Here is a 20193-nt window from a genome sequence, read left to right on the forward strand (position 1 = left end):
GGCAGCCGAAGGGGAGGTCTGGGGTTTTATCGAGGGGGCTGTTGCGGGGGGTCCTGGGCGCAGCTGGGGTTGGGGGGAGGCGGGTGTGGTTGGCGGGGGTTGAGGTGATGGCGGCGTGGCCCGTGGCTGGGGTGGAGTAGGCCGGGCTCCGGGGTTGGTGGGTTTGGAGGTTGGAGCGGGTGGAGGGCTGGGTTCTTCGCCATATTCCTTCTGCACGCCCGCCTGGACAATGCCGGTTTTGGGGGTTGGATTTGCTGGAGCCACAGGCACACCCGGTGTTTCGGTGGTGGCTTGCCTATCCACCTGGGGGTCGGGTGGGGTCGGCGTGGTCTGGAGCGACGGGCCTATGGGTGGCTCGGCCAGGTGGTTTCGACGGAAGCCCTTCCAGCTATCGGCGAAGTCTTGGGGCAGTTTTCCCAGTACAACCAGGGTGAGTGGACACGGGCTTTTTGGCTCGGGCATCTTGGCAGGCTCGGCTGAGTTGTCCAGGCCGTCGGTAAAGAGATAAAAGGCTCGAGGTTCGCTGCAAAGTTCGTCATAGGACTTGTTTACGCTCCGGTAGATGAAGCTCGAGCTACCCTCCGCCCGCAGGTTGCGAATGTAGCGCAGCATCTCCTCACGTTCACGCGGCAGTACAAACCGGGCCACGCCCTGAGGTTCCTGGCTAAAGGGCACAATGCGAATTTCGGCTTCGCCAACCACCTGCTCGGCAAAGCGCATCAACGCGCGCTGCACCTGCGGGAATATCACGGTGCGCCCATCCTCCCGCCCAATCATCGAGGTCGAGGTATCCACCAAAAAGACGTACTGCGCCGGGTTTGTGGCTTCGGCGGATGCAACCCCTCCCGATAGTGCCAATAAACCCAGCAAACCCCGTGCTAATTTCTTTCCCATAGATTCCTTGCCCAATGCAAGCCAGCAAACGCTCCTTCACTTTATAGCGCAGGGGGTTAATGTGGGTTAGTGCTTTTCTACTCCCTTCGGTTGGCTTGAATCCTTCACCTCTGACTGCATCTAACGGTGAAGGATTCAAGCCGAAACGGTATCACAGGCAACGCACCATCTGCACGCTATTGAGCTTGGCCGTTGCAAAGGTTTGTTTTGCGGGGTGCAACACAGCCAGAAAAGCCCCCTAGTTTAGCCACCGGCTGCGCTGGTACGGGCAGCGGGCCATCTCTGGACATTTCCGCCTCCCCTGGCGCAGTGCGTTAATTTCGGCGGGGTTGAGCACATCCTTGCAGACCGGGCACTTCTCGGTGGCTTTGCGCGGCACCAGGCGCAGCCGGGCCAGCCATCGAGCCGGCAATACCCCTCGCAGAACCCGAAAAAGGAAATAGACGACCAGGCCGAACAAAAGTGCAGCAACCAAGAAGTCCATTGGGATGATTGTAAGCTACCGTGCGTCAAAAGCACGCCTCCAATTGCGGCACCCGCTCTTGTCCTCTTGTGAAGGAAGGAGCATATTGGGGCAGTTTGGGGTCGTTGCGATTTATGTTCGCCCGCCTTGCCCAGTTCGTCACCCGCTATCCTGTCCAGGTCATCCTCGTTTGGGTTGTGTTGGTATTGCTGGCCATCCCGGCCGCCCGTCTGGCCCCGCAAAACCTGGCCGCCAACGCCAGCGATGTGAAGAACAGCGAAGCCCAAAAGGTGCTGCAAATCTTAACGGATCAATTCTTTCAAGAGCCTGTAGACCGCACGGTGCTGGTGAGCGAGTCCAGCCTTCCCGAGAGCGACCCCCGTTTCCGGCAGGTCTACAACCAGCTCATGGCCCGAATCGAGGGCCTCGAGGGTGTGCTTCGCCTGAGCCGCTACGATGCGCCCAGCCCGCTCCAGCAACAAAGCCAGGACGGCAAAATAACCGCCACCCTGCTGGACACGCGCCTGGAGAACGGCGAGGCCGTCATCGAGGCCTTGAGGCGGGAAGCCAGAGCAGCCCAGACGCCCGAAATTCGCTTCTATGTTACCGGTGCCACCGCCGTCACCAAGGACTTTTTGCACCTGCTGGAGGCCGATGTCAAGCGCAGCGAGCTGATGGCCCTGCCCCTCACTGGAGGGGTGTTGTTGCTGGCCTTTGGAGCCCTGGTGGCGACCGGGTTGCCCCTTTTGGTAGGGGTGGTGGCCATCACCACCGGCCTGGCCTGCTTGTTTTTCTTGACGCTTTTGGGCGAGGTGAGCAGTTTTGCGCTTTCGGTGATCACCATGCTCTCGCTGGGGGCAGGTATTGACTACGCCTTGCTGATGGTCAATCGCTTCCGTGAGGAACTGGCCGCGGGCCACACGGCGCAGGCTGCCGCAGCCATCACCGCCCAGACCGCCGGTCGTACGGTGGCCTCGAGCGGCCTGGTGGTGGCCATTGCCATGGGGGCCATGCTGGTGCCCGACCTGACCTTCATCCGCTCGATGGGGGTGGGCGGGGTGATGTCCATTACCCTGACGGTGCTGGCCTCCATCACCCTGCTTCCGGCCATTCTGGCTTTGCTGGGCGAGCGGGTTAACGCGCCGCGCCGCTGGGCCTTCAAACCTACCAGCAGTGGAAAGGTCAGCCCCTTCTGGGGTCGGTGGGCCAGCATGGTGATGCAACGCCCCTGGATGTGGTCGTTTGGGGTGACGGGGTTGCTTCTGGCCCTGGCCTGGCCGGCCACCCAGATGAAGCTGGGCTACACCGGCGCGTTTGGGCTGGGCCCCGGTGTGGAGTCGCGCAGGGGCCTGGAGCTCATCCGGCAGCTCGAGCTCGGGGGGGCGCTGGATGCCTTCGAGGTGCTGCTCGACCTGGGCGAGGAGGGCTTCACCCCCCAAAACCGGGCCCGCTGGCGGGCGCTCGAGCAGCGTATTTCGGCCTGGCCGGAGGTGCGGCTGGTGGTCTCGCCCTTCCTGGCGGGTAGGTTGGAAGGCCAGGGCGGGTTTGCTGAGCTGGTGGGCCTTACCAACCAGTACATCAGCCAGAACCGCCAGTACCTGCGCCTCACCGTAATCCCCAAGGACGCCGTCCAGGCGCCCAGTATCCCCGAATGGTATGCCCGCCTCAAACAGGAAGCGCAGCAGGCCGGCTTCCAGCAGGTGCTGCTGGGTGGTGCGCCGGTGGGTTCGATGGAGTTCACCCAGGCCCTGGTGGGGGCCATGCCCGCTGCGATCGGAACGGTTTTTGTGGCCACCTTCCTTTTGCTGGCGGTGTCCTTCCGTAGCCTGCTCATCCCCCTCAAGTCCATCCTGATGAACACCCTTACGGTGGGGGCGGCCTACGGCCTGATTACCCTGGTGTTTCAGGAGGGGTTTGCGGCGGGGCTGGTGGGCGCGCCCACCGATGTGGGGGGCATAGACAGCTCGCTCCCAATCCTGATGTTTGCGGTGATTTTTGGGCTTTCGATGGACTACGAAATCTTTTTGCTTTCCCGTGTGCAGGAGGCCCACCTGGCCGGGATGGACACCCCCCAGTCGGTGCGCTATGCCCTCGAGCGCACCGCCGGAGTGATTACCAGCGCAGCACTGATCATGATTATCGTGTTCTCGGCCTTTGTGGTGGGGCAGGTGGTGGCCAACAAGACCATTGGTCTGGGGCTGGCGGTGGCGGTGTTCCTGGATGCCACCCTGGTACGGCTGGTGCTGGTGCCAGCGGTGCTGGTGCTGGCGGGCCGGTGGAACTGGTGGCTGCCCGAGCCGCTCCGGCGGGTCATGCCCAAAATTAATCTGGAGTCGTAATGGTGGAACGCGATAGGCCGACCCCCTATCTTTCACTGTCACTAAGGAGTTACTTGATAGGGGAGATCTGCTTCGATACAACTCATACGCATTTCGGCAGTATCGTTCACTTCGGCAAGCCTAAACGATACTACCGAAATGCTTTTCTACTCCCTTCGGTCGGCTTGAATCCTTCACCGTTGGACGGAGTCAGAGGTGAAGGATTCAAGCGGAAACGGTATCAGCGGCTGATGGTTAGATATTTCTTGTAGGCGTCTAAAGCTGGGTGCAGCGCTGCCAGGGGCAATACCCCCAGTTTGACCAAAGCACCCCCACCCTTGGCCCCCAGGGGTTTTAGAACCTCGTCCCAGATGACCTGCAAATCCTCGCTGCGGCTGGAATGCTTGAGCAACACGTAGCGGGTCTTGTCTTCAGCTTGTGCGACCAGCAAGGCCAGCACCCCCGGCCACTCGGCGAGGCGCTTGCCCACCATGTCCAGCACTGCGTTTGGAACCTGGGCCCAGATGGTCAGGCTGGGGAACTCGGTGAGCAGTTCGCGCATGATACGTTCGGCCAACTCGTCCTTAAGGGCAGCGTTCTCGGCGCGCACCTTGTACCACTCGTCGCGCATGTTGCCGATGGGCTTTTCCAGTTCCAGTATGCCGGAGCTAAACTTCTCACCCAGCCGACTCAGCAAGGCGTGTTCGGCACTAAAGGTTTCCAGGGCCTCCCAGCCGGCCATAAAGTAGACCCGTGTGCCGCCCTTGTAGCGCTCGTATTTCACAATCTTGATAGGGCCTGCCTCGCCAGTATGGGCCACATGGGTGCCGCCGCAAGCCACCATGTCCCAGTTTTCAATTTCGACTACCCGAATTTGCCCTGCCACTTTGGGAGCCCGTCGCAGCGGGTAGTTCCCAAGCTCGCTATCGCTAATCAGGTAGGTCTTGACTGGGGTATTGGCATACACGGCCCAGTTGGCCAAGGCTTCACCTTGGCGGATGAGGGTCTCATCGGGTTCCCCCGAAAAATCAATGGTGCAGACTGGGCTGCCCATATTCACCGCCAGGGTTGCCCATCCTGCGGCCCGCCAGAAAGCTTGGGCTAGGATATGCTCGGCGGTGTGGCGCTGCATCCGGCGGTAGCGTCCTGCCCAGTCCAGACATCCTTGTACGCGTTGTCCGGGTTGCAGGGGGCTGGTCAAGGTGTGGATGATATCGCCCGTGGCCTTGCCGTCCTCACGCACGTCCAGCACTGCGATGTTGTTCAGGGTTCCGGTATCGCACGCTTGTCCCCCTGCTGTGGGGTAGAAGAGGGTCTGATCCAGTACTGCATAGTGCTTGTCCCCCTCGCTCCAGGCCCGTACCACCTTGGCCGCAAACTCGCTAGCATAGGGTTGTTCCCAGTACAGCCGCATTCCCTTAGCTTAATGGAAAGACCGGCAGGGGTAGGGGGTTTGGGGAAAACGCCGTTGGTGGTTAGCTCATGGTTTAAACCCCAGGGTGTTTTCCACAATGCCGTCCAATAGGCTATACACAGGTCTGCCGATGGCTTGGTTAAAGCGATCCAGCAGGGCGAAATACGCCTGCCAGCGGCGCACCGACCATTCATTGACGCCGTAGCGCAGGGCGATGTCGAGTTGACGTTTCTCGAGGGTACAAAACCCACTGGGTAGGGCCAGCGAGTCGCAGAGCTGAATGAGGCGGTCGTATTCGTTGTAGTGGGTGTGCTCGAGGAAACCCCGTACAAATTGCACCTCTTCGTCGGTCAAGTCCCATTTGTGTGGGGGGTCTACATCGGAATCCAGGGTTTTGAGGGGGTAGCCGTGGGTTAGGCAGATGCGGGCCGCGTCGGGATAACCCAGTTCAGTCAGCAGGTTATACCCATCCACAATATGCCGGATGCGCCCCGGCTTTCTGCGCCCCACATCGTGCAGCAATCCCAGCACATACCCTGCTTCGGGGTCTAGGGTGGGGTGATGTTCGGCAATCCTTCGAGCGGCCTGTGCCACATAGCGCACATGGTGGGGCCAGTGGCCTGGGTTGCTTCGTTCGGCTTCTTGCAGGAGTTGCTCGGCCTCTTGGGGGGTGGGAATTTGCACCCCTAAAATCTACCAGTGGAGCGGCGGATGGGTTGCGTTTAGAAGCAAAAGAAGCGACGAGGATGGGGTAATATACCTTGGGACGTTCTCCATCTCTGTCTACGCCCCACCCAGGTTCGGCTTGATCTTGGGCACGATGCGCGGGGGTTCTTTCTCTTCCTTGTCTTTGGGTGGTTCGCTCGGGGGCAGGATGCTTTCTAACTCTTCGCCCTCCACCACCCGCACAAACTCCTCGGCGTTGAGGGTCTCACGCTCCAGCAACACCCGCGTGACACGCTCCAAAACATCCTTCTTCTCGGTCAGCAGGTTCAACACCTTGTCATGTTGGTCTTGCAGCAACTTCTGCACCGCCTCGTCAATGCGCTTGGCGGTGTCCTCGGAATACTGGCGGGTGTCGTAGCCACCTAGATAGGTGTCCTCGCGCACCTGATAGGCCACGGTGCCAAAGTCGGGGTGCATGCCCCATTCGGTGATCATGCGCCGGGCCAGGTCGGTGGCTTGCCTGAAGTCGTTCTCGGCCCCAGTAGTTACATCATCAAAAACCAACTCTTCTGCTGCCCGGCCCGCCAGCGCGACCCCAATCTGGTCGGTCAGACGCTTCTTGCTCCAGTGCAGCGTGTCCTGGCGGCTGGGCATCATAAAGCCCATGGCCCGCCCGCGCGGCACAATCGTCACCTTATGCACGTTGTCGGCGTGCTCCAAGAAATGCGCTGCCAGCGCATGCCCGGCCTCGTGGTAGGCGGTGACCTCGCGGTCTTTCTGGGTCAGCACCATGCTCTTCTTGGCTGGGCCCATCATCACCCGATCGGCGGCCTCTTCCATGTCCTTCATGGTGATCTTTTTGCGCCCATCGCGGGCTGCTAGCAGGGCCGATTCGTTGAGCAGGTTCTCGAGGTCGGCCCCCACAAATCCAGGGGTGCGTTTGGCCAGCAAGGCCAGATCTACATCTTCCGCCAGCGGCTTGCCCTTGGCATGAATTTTGAGGATTTGCTCGCGCCCCTTCACATCGGGTGCGTCAATCGCCACCTGGCGGTCGAAGCGGCCCGGTCGCAGCAGCGCGGGGTCGAGTACATCTGGGCGGTTGGTGGCGGCCATGATGATGATGCTGGCCTCCTTCTCAAAGCCGTCGAGTTCGACCAGCAGTTGGTTAAGGGTTTGCTCGCGCTCATCGTTGCCGCCACCCACGCCACCACCGCGCCGACGGCCCACCGCGTCAATCTCGTCAATAAAGATGATGCAGGGCGCGTGGCGCTTGGCGGTCTCGAAAAGGTCGCGCACCCGGGCAGCCCCCACGCCCACAAACATCTCCACAAAGTCCGAGCCAGAGGCGGCAATGAAGGGCACCTTGGCCTCGCCCGCCACGGCCCGGGCGATATGGGTCTTGCCCGAGCCCGGCGGCCCCACCAGCAACACGCCCTTGGGAATGCGCGCACCCATCTCGTGGAAGCGCGCCGGGGACTTGAGAAACTCCACAATTTCCTTGAGTTCCTCTTTGGCTTCTTCGCAGCCCGCCACGTCCTTGAAGTTGGTTTTGGGGGCTTCGGTCAGTACCTTGGCCCGGCTCTTGGTAAAGCTAAAAGCGTTGTCGCCCGAGGGCCCTCGGTTGCGGGAAAAGAAGAAAAATATCGCCACCAGCAAGCCAATCAGAAGCAGTGGAATCAGAAAACCCAGCAAAGGGCTATCCCGCCGGGGTGCAGCAACCTCTACCTGGATTTTTTTGTCGCCCCACTCACGGATGGTGGTGGTGTCAATAGCGCTGGGGGCATAGGTGACATACTGGTCGCTGTCTTCTTTGCGGGTTACGTTGAGCTGCCGTCCATCCACCGCAATTTTGGCCACCCGCCCCTGGTCTATTTCGTTCAGAAACGTCGTATAGGCCACCTGATTGGTGGGCTGCTGATTGGAGGTCAGGCTGAAGGCCCAGGCAACCAGTATAGCAGCGAGCAGGACAAACCATAAGTTGAACGGCAACCGGTTCATTGTTCTCCTAGCGTACACCTAAATGCAAACCCAAAGGTAGTCAAAAGAACCGTGTGCTGTAAAGATCGAATGTCCTCTTGAGGACGGGTTTAGGCTGCTCTCATCTGCTTGGCTTTAGGAACAGATTCCAATTAAATGTAAGTTGGGAGAGCATAGTACGGGGACGTTTGGGGGCTACCTTGCTACTGCTATCTGAAGCAGCGAAGCATATTTTCTGAAACACCTGGTGCTAAATGGTGCAGTGCTGCCACCTGTACATTGCCACCGTCTTCTTGTAGTTGATTATATTTGCGGTGATCTGATGATCTTTGGAGCAGTTATGGGGCTCTTATCTGCATGGAACTGTGCATAATTTCTAATAGTATTGACCTTCACCGAAGGGATCTTTGCCAGTTCCTACCCCCAAACTTGATATAACCACACTCAACTCTATTGACAGTCTTATGCACAGAAGCTATCCTATTTTTTAGTGAGCCGTGCTTAGTGCGGTCATTGGAGGGTATATGGCTAAAGCCGTAGGAATTGACTTAGGAACCACCAACAGCGTGATTGCGATCATGGAGGGCGGGACGCCCGTGGTGCTGGAAAACGCCGAGGGCGAGCGCACCACCCCCAGCGTAGTGGCCTACAAGGGCAGCGACCAACTGGTGGGCCGGGTAGCGCGTCGGCAAGCTGTGCTCAACGCCGAGGGCACGGTGTTCGAGATCAAGCGCTTTATTGGGCGCAGCTGGGACGAAGTGCAGGACGAGGTCAAGCGTGCCCCCTACAAGGTGGTCAAGGGCCCCGATGGCGGGGTGCGGGTAGACATTCAAGGCAAGCTCTACACCCCCGAGGAAATCTCGGCCATGATCCTGCGCAAGCTGGTGGACGATGCCTCCAAGAAGCTGGGCGAGAGGATCACCAAGGCGGTCATCACTGTTCCGGCCTACTTCAACAATTCCCAGCGCGAGGCTACCACCAATGCCGGCAAGATTGCCGGGCTCGAGGTGCTGCGTATTGTTAACGAGCCCACCGCTGCGGCCCTGGCCTACGGGCTGGACAAGAAGGGCGACGAGACCGTGCTGGTCTTCGACCTGGGGGGCGGCACCTTCGACGTGACGGTGCTGGAAATTGGCGGCGGGGTGTTCAAGGTGCTCTCGACTGCCGGTGACACCCACCTGGGCGGCTCGGACATGGATCATGCCATCGTCAACTGGCTGGCCGAGGAGTTCAAGAAGGAGTCGGGTGGGGTGGACCTCAAGGCCGACCGCCAGGCCCTCCAGCGCCTGATCGAGGCCGCCGAGAAAGCCAAGATTGAAGTCTCCGCCGTCACCGAGACCACCATCAGCCTGCCCTTTATCGGGTTGGATCCGGTTTCCAAGACCCCGCTGCACCTCGAGCGCAAGCTGACCCGTGCAAAGTTCGAAGAACTCATCCAGCCCCTGCTCAAGAAGATTCGCGGCCCGGTGGAACAGGCCCTGCGCGATGCCAACCTCAGTGTCGGCGATATCCACGAGGTGTTGCTGGTGGGTGGCTCGACCCGTGTCCCGGCGGTGCAGCAAATTGTGAAGGAGATGCTGGGCAAGGAGCCCAACCGCACCGTCAACCCCGACGAGGTGGTGGCCTTGGGGGCGGCGGTTCAGGCGGGTATTCTGACCGGGGCGGTCGAGGATATGGTACTCCTGGACGTAACCCCGCTCTCACTGGGGGTGGAAACCAAGGGAGGCGTGGCCACGGTGTTGGTTAGCCGCAACACCACGGTGCCGGTCACGCGTTCGGAGATCTTCACCACTGCCGACCACAACCAGCCTTCGGTGGAAATTCATGTGGTGCAGGGTGAGCGCCCGATGGCGGGCGACAACAAGAGCCTGGGTCGCTTCCGCCTAGATGGCATCCCGCCGATGGCCGCTGGCATGCCCCAGATCGAAGTGACTTTCGACATTGACCGCAACGGCATTCTCAGTGTCAAGGCCAAAGAGAAGTCCACCGGCAAGGAGGCTTCCATCACCATCCAGAACACCACCACGCTTTCTGAACAGGAAATTGACCGCATGGTGAAGGAAGCCGAGGCCAACGCCGAGGCCGACCGCAAGCGCAAAGAGCATGCCGACCTCAAGAACAACCTCGACACGGCCCGCATCCAGGCCGAGCGGGTGATGACCGAAAAAGAAAGCACCCCCGAAGCCAAGAGTCGGCTAGAGGCCGCTGTCAGCAAGGCCAAGACCCTGGTGGATAGCGATGGTTCCGATGCCGACCTGCGCAGTGCTACCGAGGAACTGCTGGCTGCCCTGCAAGCCTACGAGCAGGGTACCGGCTCGAGCACGGGTGCAACGGCGGGAGCCCAAAACAACGCCCAGAAGCCCGATGATGTGATTGACGCGGATTATAAACCAGCCGACTAAGAATTTGGAGGTAGGGTGGGGAATGGCGACATTTCCTGCCCTGGGTTTCCTCCGGTTTAGCCGAGGTTCCAAGATGGACAATGAAAAAGACACGACCCAATCCGCTGTGGAGCCAACTCCTACCGAGCCCTCCGAACTGGATCAGCTCCGGGGCGAGGTGGAGTTTTTGAAGGCGGAATTGGACGCTTCCAAGAACAAATTCTTGCGCCTCTACGCCGATTTCGAGAACTACAAAAAGCGCATGGTAAGTGAGTTGGAAAGTGCCCAGCGCAACGGTAAGTTCGATGCGGTGCGCGCACTGTTGAGCACGATGGACGACCTCGAGCGGGCCCTGGGCTTTGCCAGCGTGAAGCCCGAAGACCTGATTCCGGGTGTACGGAGCGTGCTGGAAAACTTCTCGCGCAACCTCAAAAGCCTGGGTGTGGAGGTTGTACCGGGCGTGGGGGCCGAGTTCGACCCACGCTACCACGAGGCGATTGGCGCGGTGGAAGGTGACGAAGGCAGGATCATGCATGTCTACCAGCAGGGTTTCAAGTACGGTAACCTGCTGGTGCGGCCTGCGCGGGTGGTGGTGGGAAACGGAGTAAAGGAGGCAGAGAGCAAGGAGCAGAGTGCAGAGAGCGAGAAAAACTAAAGCCTTCTGCTCTCTGCTCTTGGCCCTCGGCTGGCTATGGCCTACAAGGACTACTACAAAATTCTTGGGGTGTCCAAAAACGCCTCCGACGACGAGATCAAGAAGGCGTTCAAAAAGCTGGCCCGCAAATTCCACCCCGATGTGAATAAAGAGCCGGGGGCCGAGGATAAGTTCAAGGAGATCAACGAGGCCTACACGGTTTTGTCGGATGCCGAGAAGCGCAAGTTTTACGATACCTACGGCACTACTGCAGGGAGTGGGCACTGGCAAGGCCCCCCGCCTGGACAAGGGGGGTTTGGGGGCTTCACTGGCAATGTAGGTGATTTTTCCGACTTCTTCCAACAGCTTTTTGGTAACTTTGCTGGGCGTGGCGGGGGTGGATTTGGCGATTTATTTGGCGAAGCCACCCGTCAGGGCCAGCGCCGGATGGGGGGCGATCTGGAAGCCGAGCTCCCGTTGGCCCTCGAGGATGCTTACCGAGGGGGCGAAAAAACCATCTCTATTGGCCCGGAACGTATCACCGTTAGGATTCCTGCGGGTGTGCGGGAAGGCCAAAAGATTCGCCTAGCTGGGAAAGGCCGTGCAGGTGGCGATTTGTACCTGCATGTCAAACTACAGTCCAAGCCCGATATGCGTTTGGAAGGCGACGATCTCTACACGGTAGTAGAGGTGCCCGCACCCATCGCAGTGCTGGGGGGCAAGGTGCGGGTGCAGACCCTCGACGGCCCCGTAGAAATCACCATTCCCAAGCGCACCCAGGCCGGACGCAAGCTACGACTGGCTGGCAAAGGCTGGCCCCGCAAGGACAAAAGCCGGGGCGACCAGTACGCCGAACTTCGCATAACCATTCCGACCCACCCAAGCCCAGAGGAAGAGCGCTTGTATGCTGAGTTGGCCGAATTGTTAAAGGTTCGGTAGGTTGTTGCGATCATCCATCAACCCTGTCCTGGAGGACAGGGGTTTGTTTGCGGTAGGCAGTATTGTGAGACCCCCATTTGTGCATGAGGCGGGGCTTTGCACCTGGTAAAGTGACGAGACTGGGCTTGGGAGGTATAAAGCCATGACGCGTCAAGACCTGTTCCGCTATGTGGCAGAAGAGTTTGCAGAAGACTACCGCGAAGGGGAGCTCGAGCGCCGGGAGTTCCTGCGTCGCACGGTGTGGTTGGGTGGAGGGATTCCTGGCGCCAAAGCCTTGCTTACTTCGCTCGGCATTACGGGGGTGAGCCTCAGTGAGCTGGCCCAGGCTCAACAGGCCCCAGCCCAGACCCAGCAGGCTCAAGCCCAACCGCTGGTCAGCCCCGCTGACCCAGCCATCCAGGTGCGCGAGTTGAACTACAAGGCTCGGGATATAGATCAGGTGGCCTACCTGGCCCGTCCGGTAGGCGGTGGCTCCCATCCAGGCGTAATCGTGATTCACGAAAATCGGGGTTTACAGCCCCACATCCAGGATGTGGCCCGCAGGCTGGCAAAAGCTGGCTACATTGCGCTTGCGCCCGACTTGGTTTCCAAAATCGGCAGTACGGCCCGAATTACCGATACTGCGCAAATTTCCGCCTACCTGGCCCAGGCCGGAGGCGATGAGCACATGGCCAACCTGCAAGAGGCCCTCCGGGTCTTGAAGGCCACCCAGGGGGTACAGCCCGATAAACTCGGTGTTACTGGCTTTTGTTTTGGCGGGGGCTTGACCTGGCGGATGGCCACCGAAGTACCAGAACTGAAGGCCGCAGTGCCTTTCTACGGTCCCGCGCCCGACCTTGCCAAGGTTCCAAACATCAAAGCCGCCGTGCTGGGCATTTATGGCGGTAACGACACCCGCATCAATGCCGGTATTCCTGCCCTGGAAGCAGCCCTTAAGGCCGCCAACATCCGCTACCAGATCAAAATCTACGAAGGTGCCAACCATGCCTTCCACAACGATACCGGCGCCAACTACAAAAAAGACGCTGCCGAGGATGCCTGGAACCTGACCCTGAACTGGTTCAAGACCTATCTGGCCTGATGGTTGGGGTAAGCGTAAGTATCGGTCTTGGAGGGTATGCATCTAAGGAGCTACTGGGGGAGGTCGAATCTATCCAAAGCAGGAAGCCCTTCCACTCGGTCACGCAGGCGAAGCGGGTTTGAGCTACCCCGCCCTGGCGTTAGCGCAACCCTTAGAAACGGGATCACTCGGAATGGTTGGATTCGCTGTGGATAGACCGTTTTGTAATACCGATTCTGCTTATAGCTGACCCAAAAGCAATGAGAGAGTTCCTCGGAAGCGCCTCCTGGCGCCGCTCACGCGCAGAGTTTGTGTAATACCGTTTCCACTTGAATCCTTCACCGTTGGACGCAGTCAGAGGTGAAGGATTCAAGCCGACCGAAGGGAGTAGAAAAGCATTTCGGTAGTATCGTTTAGGCTTGCCGAAGTGAACGATACTACCGAAATGCGTATAAGAATGTATTCATGCAATATAGAACCTTTGGACGAACCGGTTGGCAGGTCTCGGAGATTGGCTATGGCATGTGGGGGTTGGCAGGATGGACAGGCTCCGACGACGAGGAAATCCAACGTGCGCTGCATCGTGCAGTCGAGCTGGGGGTGAACTTTTTCGATACTGCCTGGGCTTACGGCGAGGGCCGGAGTGAAAAAATCCTGGGCGAGCTGGTGCGAGCGCACCCCAAGCACAAGCTCTACACTGCTAGCAAAATTCCCGCCAAAAACTTTAAGTGGCCTGCCAGGGCTGAATACACCCTGGACGAGTGCTATCCACCCGACCACATCCGCCGCTATACCGAATGGAGCCTGCAAAACTTGGGGCTGCCCGCGCTGGATTTGATGCAGTTTCATGTCTGGAACGACCACTGGGCCCAGGACGAGCGTTGGCAGAAGGAAATTCAAAAGCTAAAAGAAGAAGGATTGGTCAAAGCCTGGGGGATCAGCATTAACCGCTGGGAGCCCGCCAACGCCATCGTGGCCCTGAAGACGGGCCTGATTGACGCGGTACAGGTGATCTACAACCTCTTCGACCAGAACCCCGAGGATGAACTTTTTCCGGTCTGCCGCGAGCTAAACATCGCGGTGATTGCCCGGGTGCCCTTCGAAGAAGGTTCGCTTACCGGAACTCTGACCAAAGAGACCACTTTCCTGCCGGATGATTGGCGCAGCCGCTATTTCCATCCCTCCAACCTAATTCCTACCCTCGAGCGCGTGGAGCGGCTCAAGTTAGATGTTCCCCCAGGTATGACCCTGCCTGAATTGGCCCTGCGCTTCATCCTACAAAACCCCGATGTATCCACCATTATCCCAGGTATGCGCAATGTGCGAAACGTGGAAGCCAATGTTGTTTGTAGCGACGGAGTCCGTCTGCCCGACGAGTTTATGGCCCGACTGCGAATCCACCGCTGGGTGCGGCATCCTTCGCCTTATTCGGACTAAGCAACGTTTTGCTTGCGTTCCACTATATTGGAGAGCAGTAAGGCTCCTGTGCCAAAGACGGCTGCTTGGGCGATCCAGCCCAGGGCGTAGTTGTTGCTGAAGTCCACCAGCAAGCCAAATAGGGGGGGTGCGAAGGCGATGCCAATCGAGGTAAAAATCAGACCAAACCCTACTACCCGGCCCTCCCAGCCAGGTGGAGATAGTTCGGTTAACAGCGAAAAATGCAGCCCTTGCCAACCCAGCGCGGTGGCCCCGTATAGAACCACGATTAATACCTTGATTAACAAGGGCGTGCCGGGGGGGAGCCAGGCCAGTATCAGGGCATTTAGGCCTGCCAGCGCCACCATCATCACCAACAAAGGTTTGCGCTGGCCCCCTAGCTTGTCCGACAGCCACGACCAGAATACCCGGCTAAAAGCACCGGCGATCTGAGCGGCTGTCAGAAGGGCTGCTCCGGTAAGTTCGGGAACCCCGTAACGCTCTTTAAGAAATAAAATGAGATAGGTAATCATGACAAATTGACCGGTAGGTAGTGTGATACCGGCCACGGCTGCCAACAGAATGTTGCGCTCGCGCAGCACCTGTGTAAGCACCGGATGGGAGCCCTGGGTCTTGGTTTTGGGGGGTAGGCTTTCGTAGTAGAGCCGAGCTGCTACCAGGGCCGCCAGTATAGCAATCACGGCTGCGACCACTGAAGCCCAACGCCAACTCGCGAGATGGGCCACGGCAGGCAAAATGGCGGCTGCCAGCGCACCACCCAAAGGAACGGCCATTTGGCGCAGCCCAATCACCAGACCGCGCCGTTCGGGTGGGAAAGACTGGGCTACTGCTTGCGAGCCGGCCGGTGTGGCTGAAGCCACCACCAACCCAACTAGAAACAAAAACGGAATAAACATCCACTGGGACTTGGCAAATAGTGCGATAGCAATAGCCAGACCGGCACCCACCAGGGTTCCGATAATCATCACTGTGCGGCTGCCCAGCTTGTCGGTGAGCCAGCCCGAAGGCAACGAGCCCAGCATGGTGCCGATGTAGACGAACGTGTTGAGCAGGCCCACGGCAGCCAGGGAAAGTCCCAGATCGGCGCGAATATAGGGAGCAAGGGTGGGGTAGGCCTGCCCGATCAGCGATACCGCGGTTCCGGCGGTCATGGCGGCGGTGAGGACAGCCCAGGGCGACATGCGAGGCTCAGGCTACCGTATTTACCCAAAACTGCAAACGCCACAGCCATTTCTAGCAAATGGTCAGGCTCCAGAAACCCTTTTGTGGAGAGGCGGGTAAACTAAAAAGGAGATGCGCGACCTCGACGCCCAAGAAACCTACCTGGCCGATCGCCTGGGCCTGGCCTTTGATTTGCGTGATTTGGTGGGCACCGGGCCGACTCCCCAGGCCAGGTACGCCCCGCCGTATGGGGTGGTGGGCTTTGGCGAGGGCTGGTGGGCGGCACAGCTCGCACGCGATTTCGCCCAGGAGCTCACCGCAGCCGGTACGCAGTTTGTGCTGGAAGGGGGTTACGACTTTGGCGGTGCAGCCGGAGCTGGACTTTATGCCTCGGCCAGCGGAAGCGAGATTGTCCGCTTGGGCTTTCGGGAAAATGCCGAGGTGGAAGTACTGGCCCATCCCCTTGCTACCTATCGTTACCTGCGCTTCTTGTTGTTAGCAACCAACCAGTCCTCCGAGCTGGCCCGGATAGACCAGGCGTTGCTCTTGGAACGCGATCGTTTGCGCCCTGAGGTGAGCTTGAGCAAAAACCCTGCCAAGTTTCTGGCCTACTCGCTTTTGGAGCGCACCCCCATGTGGGTGGTGCCCGACCGCTATCCAGGTTTGGGCCAGGCTCTGCAACAAAGCTTCAGCCGCATCGGCAAAAGCCTCTCCTTCACTCCCCCACCATCGGCCCTGGAGTTCTTTGTCACGGCGCTGGAAGCCCGCCACGAGCAGGGCGACCCCATCGCTGCCGTGCTCATTGGCGATGACGAGCGCCGAAGCTACACCCAGGAGATCCTGGAAAACCGGGTGGACACCCTCACCGAACTGCCCGAGCCCGAGGCCGAGGGTACTTTGGCTAAAGCCCTGTGCTACTGGTACCGGGTGGCCTGGGCCAGCTACTACTTGGCCTTGCTGTACGGGGTGGAGCCGGGCGACTGGGAAGTGCTGGACAACCTGCGGCAGACCACGTAATACCGGATTCAAAAAGACAATCGTCAATCAAAAATTCCGTGAGGCTGTCTTTTTGAATCCTAGTGCTCCGGTAACTTAATTCCTGGGATGGATTTAGCTCCCTTAATATCTGGGAGTTGCTTCGAGCGCTTCATTTTGGGAACTTCACTGCATATCAATTTTTAACTTACCAAACCACTAGAGCACACCCCTCGCTACGCTCGGCGAAGAAACAACCGAATCTGGTATAAGAGGCATCCGGTGAAGGCGCAAAACTTGGGGCCCGCTTGGCAAGTGAGCCGCACGTCTTCACAGCGCTTTGATTCCTAAATCGCTTTTCCTGACCGAGCGGTCAGCTTATGCTCTTGGGGTGCTGCCGTTTCTGCTCTCCTGGCTTCATGCCACCAACGATCTGTTCGGTGCATTTCTGACCCCTCTGCTGCCCAAGCTCCAGACCGCATTTGGTGTGAGTTACGGCGCCGTGTCGCTGCTGGTTGCTTTTCAGTCTCTGACCGGCAGTTTGTTGCAACCCCTGGCCGGGCTGGTGGCCGACCGGTACGACCGCCGGCTTCTGGCCGCCTTGGGCCCCTTGCTAATGGCCCTGGGGGGTGGTCTGCTGGGCTTCTTCCCCAACCTCTGGGTGGCGGGGGTGGTGCTGGCCTTGTCGGGGCTGGGCTCGGCCTTGTTTCACTCGGCAGGGGCGGCGTTGGTGGGGCAGTACGCCGATCCGGCCCGGCGTGGCTTCTGGATGAGCTTTTTTGGTACGGGGGGCTACATTGGCATATCGCTGGGGCCTATCGTCTCGCTCACGGCCGTCAACCAAGGAGGACTGCAAACCCTGGCCTGGTTCATTCCCCTGGCCCTGGTTCCGGCTTTTTTGCTGTTGCGCCAGGCACCGCCCACCCGGCTACAGACCAAACCCTCTTCCTTTGCAGATTTGCAGCGGGTTTTTCGGGGGCATGTGGCTCGCTTGTGGGCGGTCTCGACCCTGCGTAGCATCGTGTTTATGAGCTTCTCCACCACCATTCCGTTCTGGTTTCATCAGCGCGGTATCTCCGATGCCCAGGTGGCCCTCACGCTGTCGGTCTATAGCATTTCGGCCACCGTCGGGGCCTTTTTGGGCGGAACCCTGTCGGATCGGCTGGGGCGGCGCAACGTGCTGGTGGGAACCATGATCTTTGCCATTCCGCTCTACATTGCCCTGCTGGTGGTTCCACCAGAGAACTGGTTCTATGTGGGGTTGTTGGCGATTACCGGAGCACTGATGAACGCGGGCGTTCCGGTGGCGGTTACGATGGCCCAGGAGCACGAGCCGCGCCAGATGGCCACGGTCTCGGGGCTTTTGATGGGCTTTACCTGGGGGTTTGCCGGGCTTCTGTATGGGGTGGTGGGGCCGATCATCGAGCGGTTTGGGGTGCTCGAGAGCCTGAGTGCGCTGGGCCTGCTGCTGGTGCCGGCCCTGACCCTATCGCTGGCGGTGCGTGAGGCCCAGCCCCAGCCTCGAGCCGCCTAGCCCCTATTTCAGAATGCGGGCAGAACAGAGTACAATAGTGCATATACTCCGAATCTAAGGGGAAGTGGAAAAGCCAGCCGCTTAGTACACCCGTTTTGGGAGGTGTTCGCTATGACCAGCACGGTACGGCAGTTGCTTCAGGCCAAGGGCAATATGGTACACGCCATCTCGCCGGAGGCCACCGTCTTTGAGGCCCTGGAGCGCATGGCCGCCTACGATGTGGGGGCCCTCATGGTGATGCAAGGCGACCAACTGGTGGGTATCTTCTCCGAGCGCGATTATGCCCGCAAAATTATCCTGATGGGTCGCATTTCCAAAGATACCCGGGTAGGGGAGGTCATGACCGATGACCTTATCACCGTTACCCCCGAGGCTACCGTGGCCGACTGCATGAACCTCATGACGGGCAACCGGGTACGCCACCTGCCGGTGCTCGAGGGGGGCAGGCTGGTGGGGGTGGTCTCGATAGGGGACGTGGTAAAAGCCATCATGACCCAACAAGAGTTCATGATTGCCGAGCTGGAGAGCTACATCACGGGGTCACGCTAAAGCTGAGACCAAAGGTCGGTTTCAAGACTCCGTGCTGGTAAGCAGCTACCGATGCACTCCCAACGGGTGTTGTTGGCCTGGGGATCAGTCTTCACCCCACCCTGATTGTCTTTTCGATTTCGGTACTATCTCGCCCGGTGCCGATCTGAAGGCCCAATGAGCAGGTTGAGTCCGAAGCTGATAACCGAGAGCAAGATAGCTCCAATTAAGGCTCCGCCAAACCCCCGCACGTCCAGCGGGGTGAGGCTTGCCACAACCAACAAAATCACGGCGTTGACCACCAGGGTAAACAAACCCAGGGTCAGGATGTTGAAGGGCAGCGTAAGCAACAGCAACACCGGCTTGAGCAAGGCGTTGGCCAGGCCAAATATCAGCCCGGCCAGGAGATAATCGCCCAGACCACTGCCGCTGGCAAAATAGATACCGCCGTAGAGTTGTGCCACAATCCACAAAGCCAGGGTATTGAGCAACAACCGCAGCAAGAGGTCGCGCATGACCCAAGGGTACAACTTTTTAGAGCCATGGAGCTAAGGCATTCGTAAAGGGGTTTTTGAGGTAGTTGCGTACTAGTGCTCCGGTAACTTAATTCCCGGGATGGATTTGGCTCCCCTAATATCTGGAAGTTGCTTTGAGCGCTTCATTTGGTGAACTTCACCGCGTATCAATCTTTAACTTACCAAACCACTATCTACAACTCCCGAGTGATTGTTGATACCGTTTCCGCTTGAACCCTTCACCTTTAGGTGTAATCAAAGGTGAGGGGTTCAAGCCGACCGAAGGGAGTAGAAAAGCATTTCGGCAGTATCGTTTAGGCTTTCAAAAGTGAACGATACTGCCGGAATGCGTATGATTCGCTTATTTCCCAGGACATCCGTGAGAAGCACTTAGAAAGCGCCAGCGATGGTGTCTGGGCTTTGGTTTTACTTACGTGGGAAACGGAAGGCCAGCAGGATAAACAGCACACCCAAGGCAGCGCTTAGAACAGCCCAGGGAATGCGGTTCTGAATAGCACTTACTGGTTGTAAGACGCCGCTTTGATAGGCCTGATTCTGGCTTTGGGAGAGCACGTCTACAGCGGCTGGGGCTCCTACTGGCCCGTCAATTGTCCATGCACCGCCGCCGGGGCGTACCGGGCGGAAGTGCCAAGGTGTAAAGGGGTCGTAGAGTCCCACGGTCACGTAGTAGCCATAATCCCCTGGGGGCAGGTTGGTGGAAAGCTCGAGCCAATCCCCATTCTTCGCAACCGGTATAGCCTGCATGGTTCCGTCCGGATGGTGTTCTTCGGCTTTCCAACCGGTCAGCAAATAGGCCCAATTCCAGCCCTGGCCTGGGAGGGTTTTGAATCCCGAGCCAGTGAGCTCTTCGTTGCCTCCTGCTTCGGTGTGGATATAGATGCCTATGGTGGCCAGCGAAAAGCCATGGGGAGCATTAGCAGGGTTTGGATAGCGATTGAGCTTGACCCGCAACACCACCTTTTCCCCATTGCGCAAGGCTTCAAAGCCGGTCAGGTCGGCAAAACCAGCCTCGGCAAACAAGGCTGCTCGAGGATAGGCATAGCCCAGGCCGTAGTCGTCGCCCACTGGATCGGAGAAGAGGAGGGGGATCATGGCGGATGGGTTTCCCTGCAATACCCAACAATGCCAGTGGTTTATGTATGAGAAATGCCTTCGTGTGCTACTTGACCTACCCCAGGGGATGTAAAAAAGAGGGGGTGCTATGGAAACCCACAGAGAGCACCCCCTGTACTATCTTGACGCAGAAACCCTCCTGGTGGCTACCTACGTCTGGGTG

17 protein-coding genes are annotated in these 20193 nt (G+C 58.9%); 9 read left to right on the forward strand and 8 right to left on the reverse strand.

Features of this window, described 5'->3' with window-relative positions; translation table 11 throughout:
- Both WKI89_RS16425 and WKI89_RS16430 read right to left on the reverse strand, forming a co-directional pair.
- Positions 1 to 894: VWA domain-containing protein (locus WKI89_RS16425; protein ID WP_337871457.1), on the reverse strand; the 894-nt coding region annotated here is incomplete at its 3' end.
- A 238-nt stretch (positions 895 to 1132) separates the two neighbouring features.
- A complete protein-coding gene (locus tag WKI89_RS16430) occupies positions 1133 to 1378 on the reverse strand; it encodes a hypothetical protein (protein ID WP_337871458.1) in 246 nt (81 codons plus the stop codon).
- 113 nt (positions 1379 to 1491) lie between these two features.
- Between WKI89_RS16430 and WKI89_RS16435 the strand changes: the two genes are divergently transcribed.
- Positions 1492 to 3696 (forward strand): MMPL family transporter, encoded by a 2205-nt coding sequence (locus tag WKI89_RS16435; protein ID WP_337871459.1) that lies wholly within the window; start codon positions 1492 to 1494, stop codon positions 3694 to 3696.
- Between the two features lie 220 nt (positions 3697 to 3916).
- Here the strand turns inward: WKI89_RS16435 and WKI89_RS16440 are convergent, their stop codons facing one another.
- The 3 genes from WKI89_RS16440 to ftsH form a co-directional block, all read right to left on the reverse strand.
- Positions 3917 to 5089: an alanyl-tRNA editing protein gene (locus WKI89_RS16440; protein WP_337871460.1), complete on the reverse strand. Its 1173-nt coding sequence runs from the start codon at positions 5087 to 5089 to the stop codon at positions 3917 to 3919.
- A 66-nt stretch (positions 5090 to 5155) separates the two neighbouring features.
- Positions 5156 to 5773 carry an HD domain-containing protein gene (locus WKI89_RS16445; RefSeq protein ID WP_337871461.1) on the reverse strand — a complete coding sequence of 206 codons (618 nt, stop codon included), beginning with the start codon at positions 5771 to 5773 and terminating at the stop codon, positions 5156 to 5158.
- A 99-nt stretch (positions 5774 to 5872) separates the two neighbouring features.
- The gene (ftsH, locus tag WKI89_RS16450; protein ID WP_337871462.1) at positions 5873 to 7753 is read right to left on the reverse strand and encodes an ATP-dependent zinc metalloprotease FtsH; all 1881 of its coding nucleotides are present in this window, start codon (positions 7751 to 7753) and stop codon (positions 5873 to 5875) included.
- A gap of 503 nt (positions 7754 to 8256) precedes the next feature.
- Here ftsH and dnaK point away from each other — a divergent pair.
- The 5 genes from dnaK (at position 8257) to WKI89_RS16475 (ending at position 14183) form a co-directional block, all read left to right on the forward strand.
- On the forward strand, positions 8257 to 10134 hold the full coding sequence (dnaK, locus tag WKI89_RS16455) for a molecular chaperone DnaK (protein ID WP_337871463.1): 1878 nt from the start codon (positions 8257 to 8259) through the stop codon (positions 10132 to 10134).
- 73 nt (positions 10135 to 10207) lie between these two features.
- Positions 10208 to 10768, forward strand: a complete 561-nt coding sequence (locus tag WKI89_RS16460; protein ID WP_337871464.1) for a nucleotide exchange factor GrpE — start codon at positions 10208 to 10210, stop codon at positions 10766 to 10768.
- Positions 10769 to 10804: 36 nt separating this feature from the next.
- Positions 10805 to 11686: a DnaJ C-terminal domain-containing protein gene (locus tag WKI89_RS16465; RefSeq protein WP_337871465.1), complete on the forward strand. Its 882-nt coding sequence runs from the start codon at positions 10805 to 10807 to the stop codon at positions 11684 to 11686.
- 142 nt (positions 11687 to 11828) lie between these two features.
- The gene (locus tag WKI89_RS16470) at positions 11829 to 12767 is read left to right on the forward strand and encodes a dienelactone hydrolase family protein (protein ID WP_337871466.1); all 939 of its coding nucleotides are present in this window, start codon (positions 11829 to 11831) and stop codon (positions 12765 to 12767) included.
- 444 nt (positions 12768 to 13211) lie between these two features.
- On the forward strand, positions 13212 to 14183 hold the full coding sequence (locus tag WKI89_RS16475; RefSeq protein WP_337871467.1) for an aldo/keto reductase: 972 nt from the start codon (positions 13212 to 13214) through the stop codon (positions 14181 to 14183).
- Here the strand turns inward: WKI89_RS16475 and WKI89_RS16480 are convergent.
- The gene (locus WKI89_RS16480; protein WP_337871468.1) at positions 14180 to 15364 is read right to left on the reverse strand and encodes an MFS transporter; all 1185 of its coding nucleotides are present in this window, start codon (positions 15362 to 15364) and stop codon (positions 14180 to 14182) included. The genes WKI89_RS16475 and WKI89_RS16480 overlap by 4 nt on opposite strands.
- Before the next feature lie 112 nt (positions 15365 to 15476).
- Between WKI89_RS16480 and WKI89_RS16485 the strand changes: the two genes are divergently transcribed.
- The 3 genes from WKI89_RS16485 (at position 15477) to WKI89_RS16495 (ending at position 18402) form a co-directional block, all read left to right on the forward strand.
- On the forward strand, positions 15477 to 16361 hold the full coding sequence (locus tag WKI89_RS16485; protein WP_337871469.1) for an SIS domain-containing protein: 885 nt from the start codon (positions 15477 to 15479) through the stop codon (positions 16359 to 16361).
- Positions 16362 to 16710: 349 nt separating this feature from the next.
- Positions 16711 to 17853 (forward strand): MFS transporter, encoded by a 1143-nt coding sequence (locus WKI89_RS16490; protein WP_337871470.1) that lies wholly within the window; start codon positions 16711 to 16713, stop codon positions 17851 to 17853.
- A gap of 111 nt (positions 17854 to 17964) precedes the next feature.
- On the forward strand, positions 17965 to 18402 hold the full coding sequence (locus tag WKI89_RS16495) for a CBS domain-containing protein (protein WP_337871471.1): 438 nt from the start codon (positions 17965 to 17967) through the stop codon (positions 18400 to 18402).
- A gap of 125 nt (positions 18403 to 18527) precedes the next feature.
- Here WKI89_RS16495 and WKI89_RS16500 read toward each other — a convergent pair whose 3' ends face one another.
- Positions 18528 to 18896: a phage holin family protein gene (locus WKI89_RS16500; RefSeq protein WP_337871472.1), complete on the reverse strand. Its 369-nt coding sequence runs from the start codon at positions 18894 to 18896 to the stop codon at positions 18528 to 18530.
- Between the two features lie 426 nt (positions 18897 to 19322).
- Positions 19323 to 20009 carry a glucodextranase DOMON-like domain-containing protein gene (locus tag WKI89_RS16505; protein ID WP_337871473.1) on the reverse strand — a complete coding sequence of 229 codons (687 nt, stop codon included), beginning with the start codon at positions 20007 to 20009 and terminating at the stop codon, positions 19323 to 19325.
- Positions 20010 to 20193: the final 184 nt, after the last annotated feature.

Origin of the sequence: Meiothermus sp. (assembly GCF_037443965.1) — a bacterium.
Taxonomy (GTDB): Bacteria; Deinococcota; Deinococci; order Deinococcales; family Thermaceae; genus Meiothermus.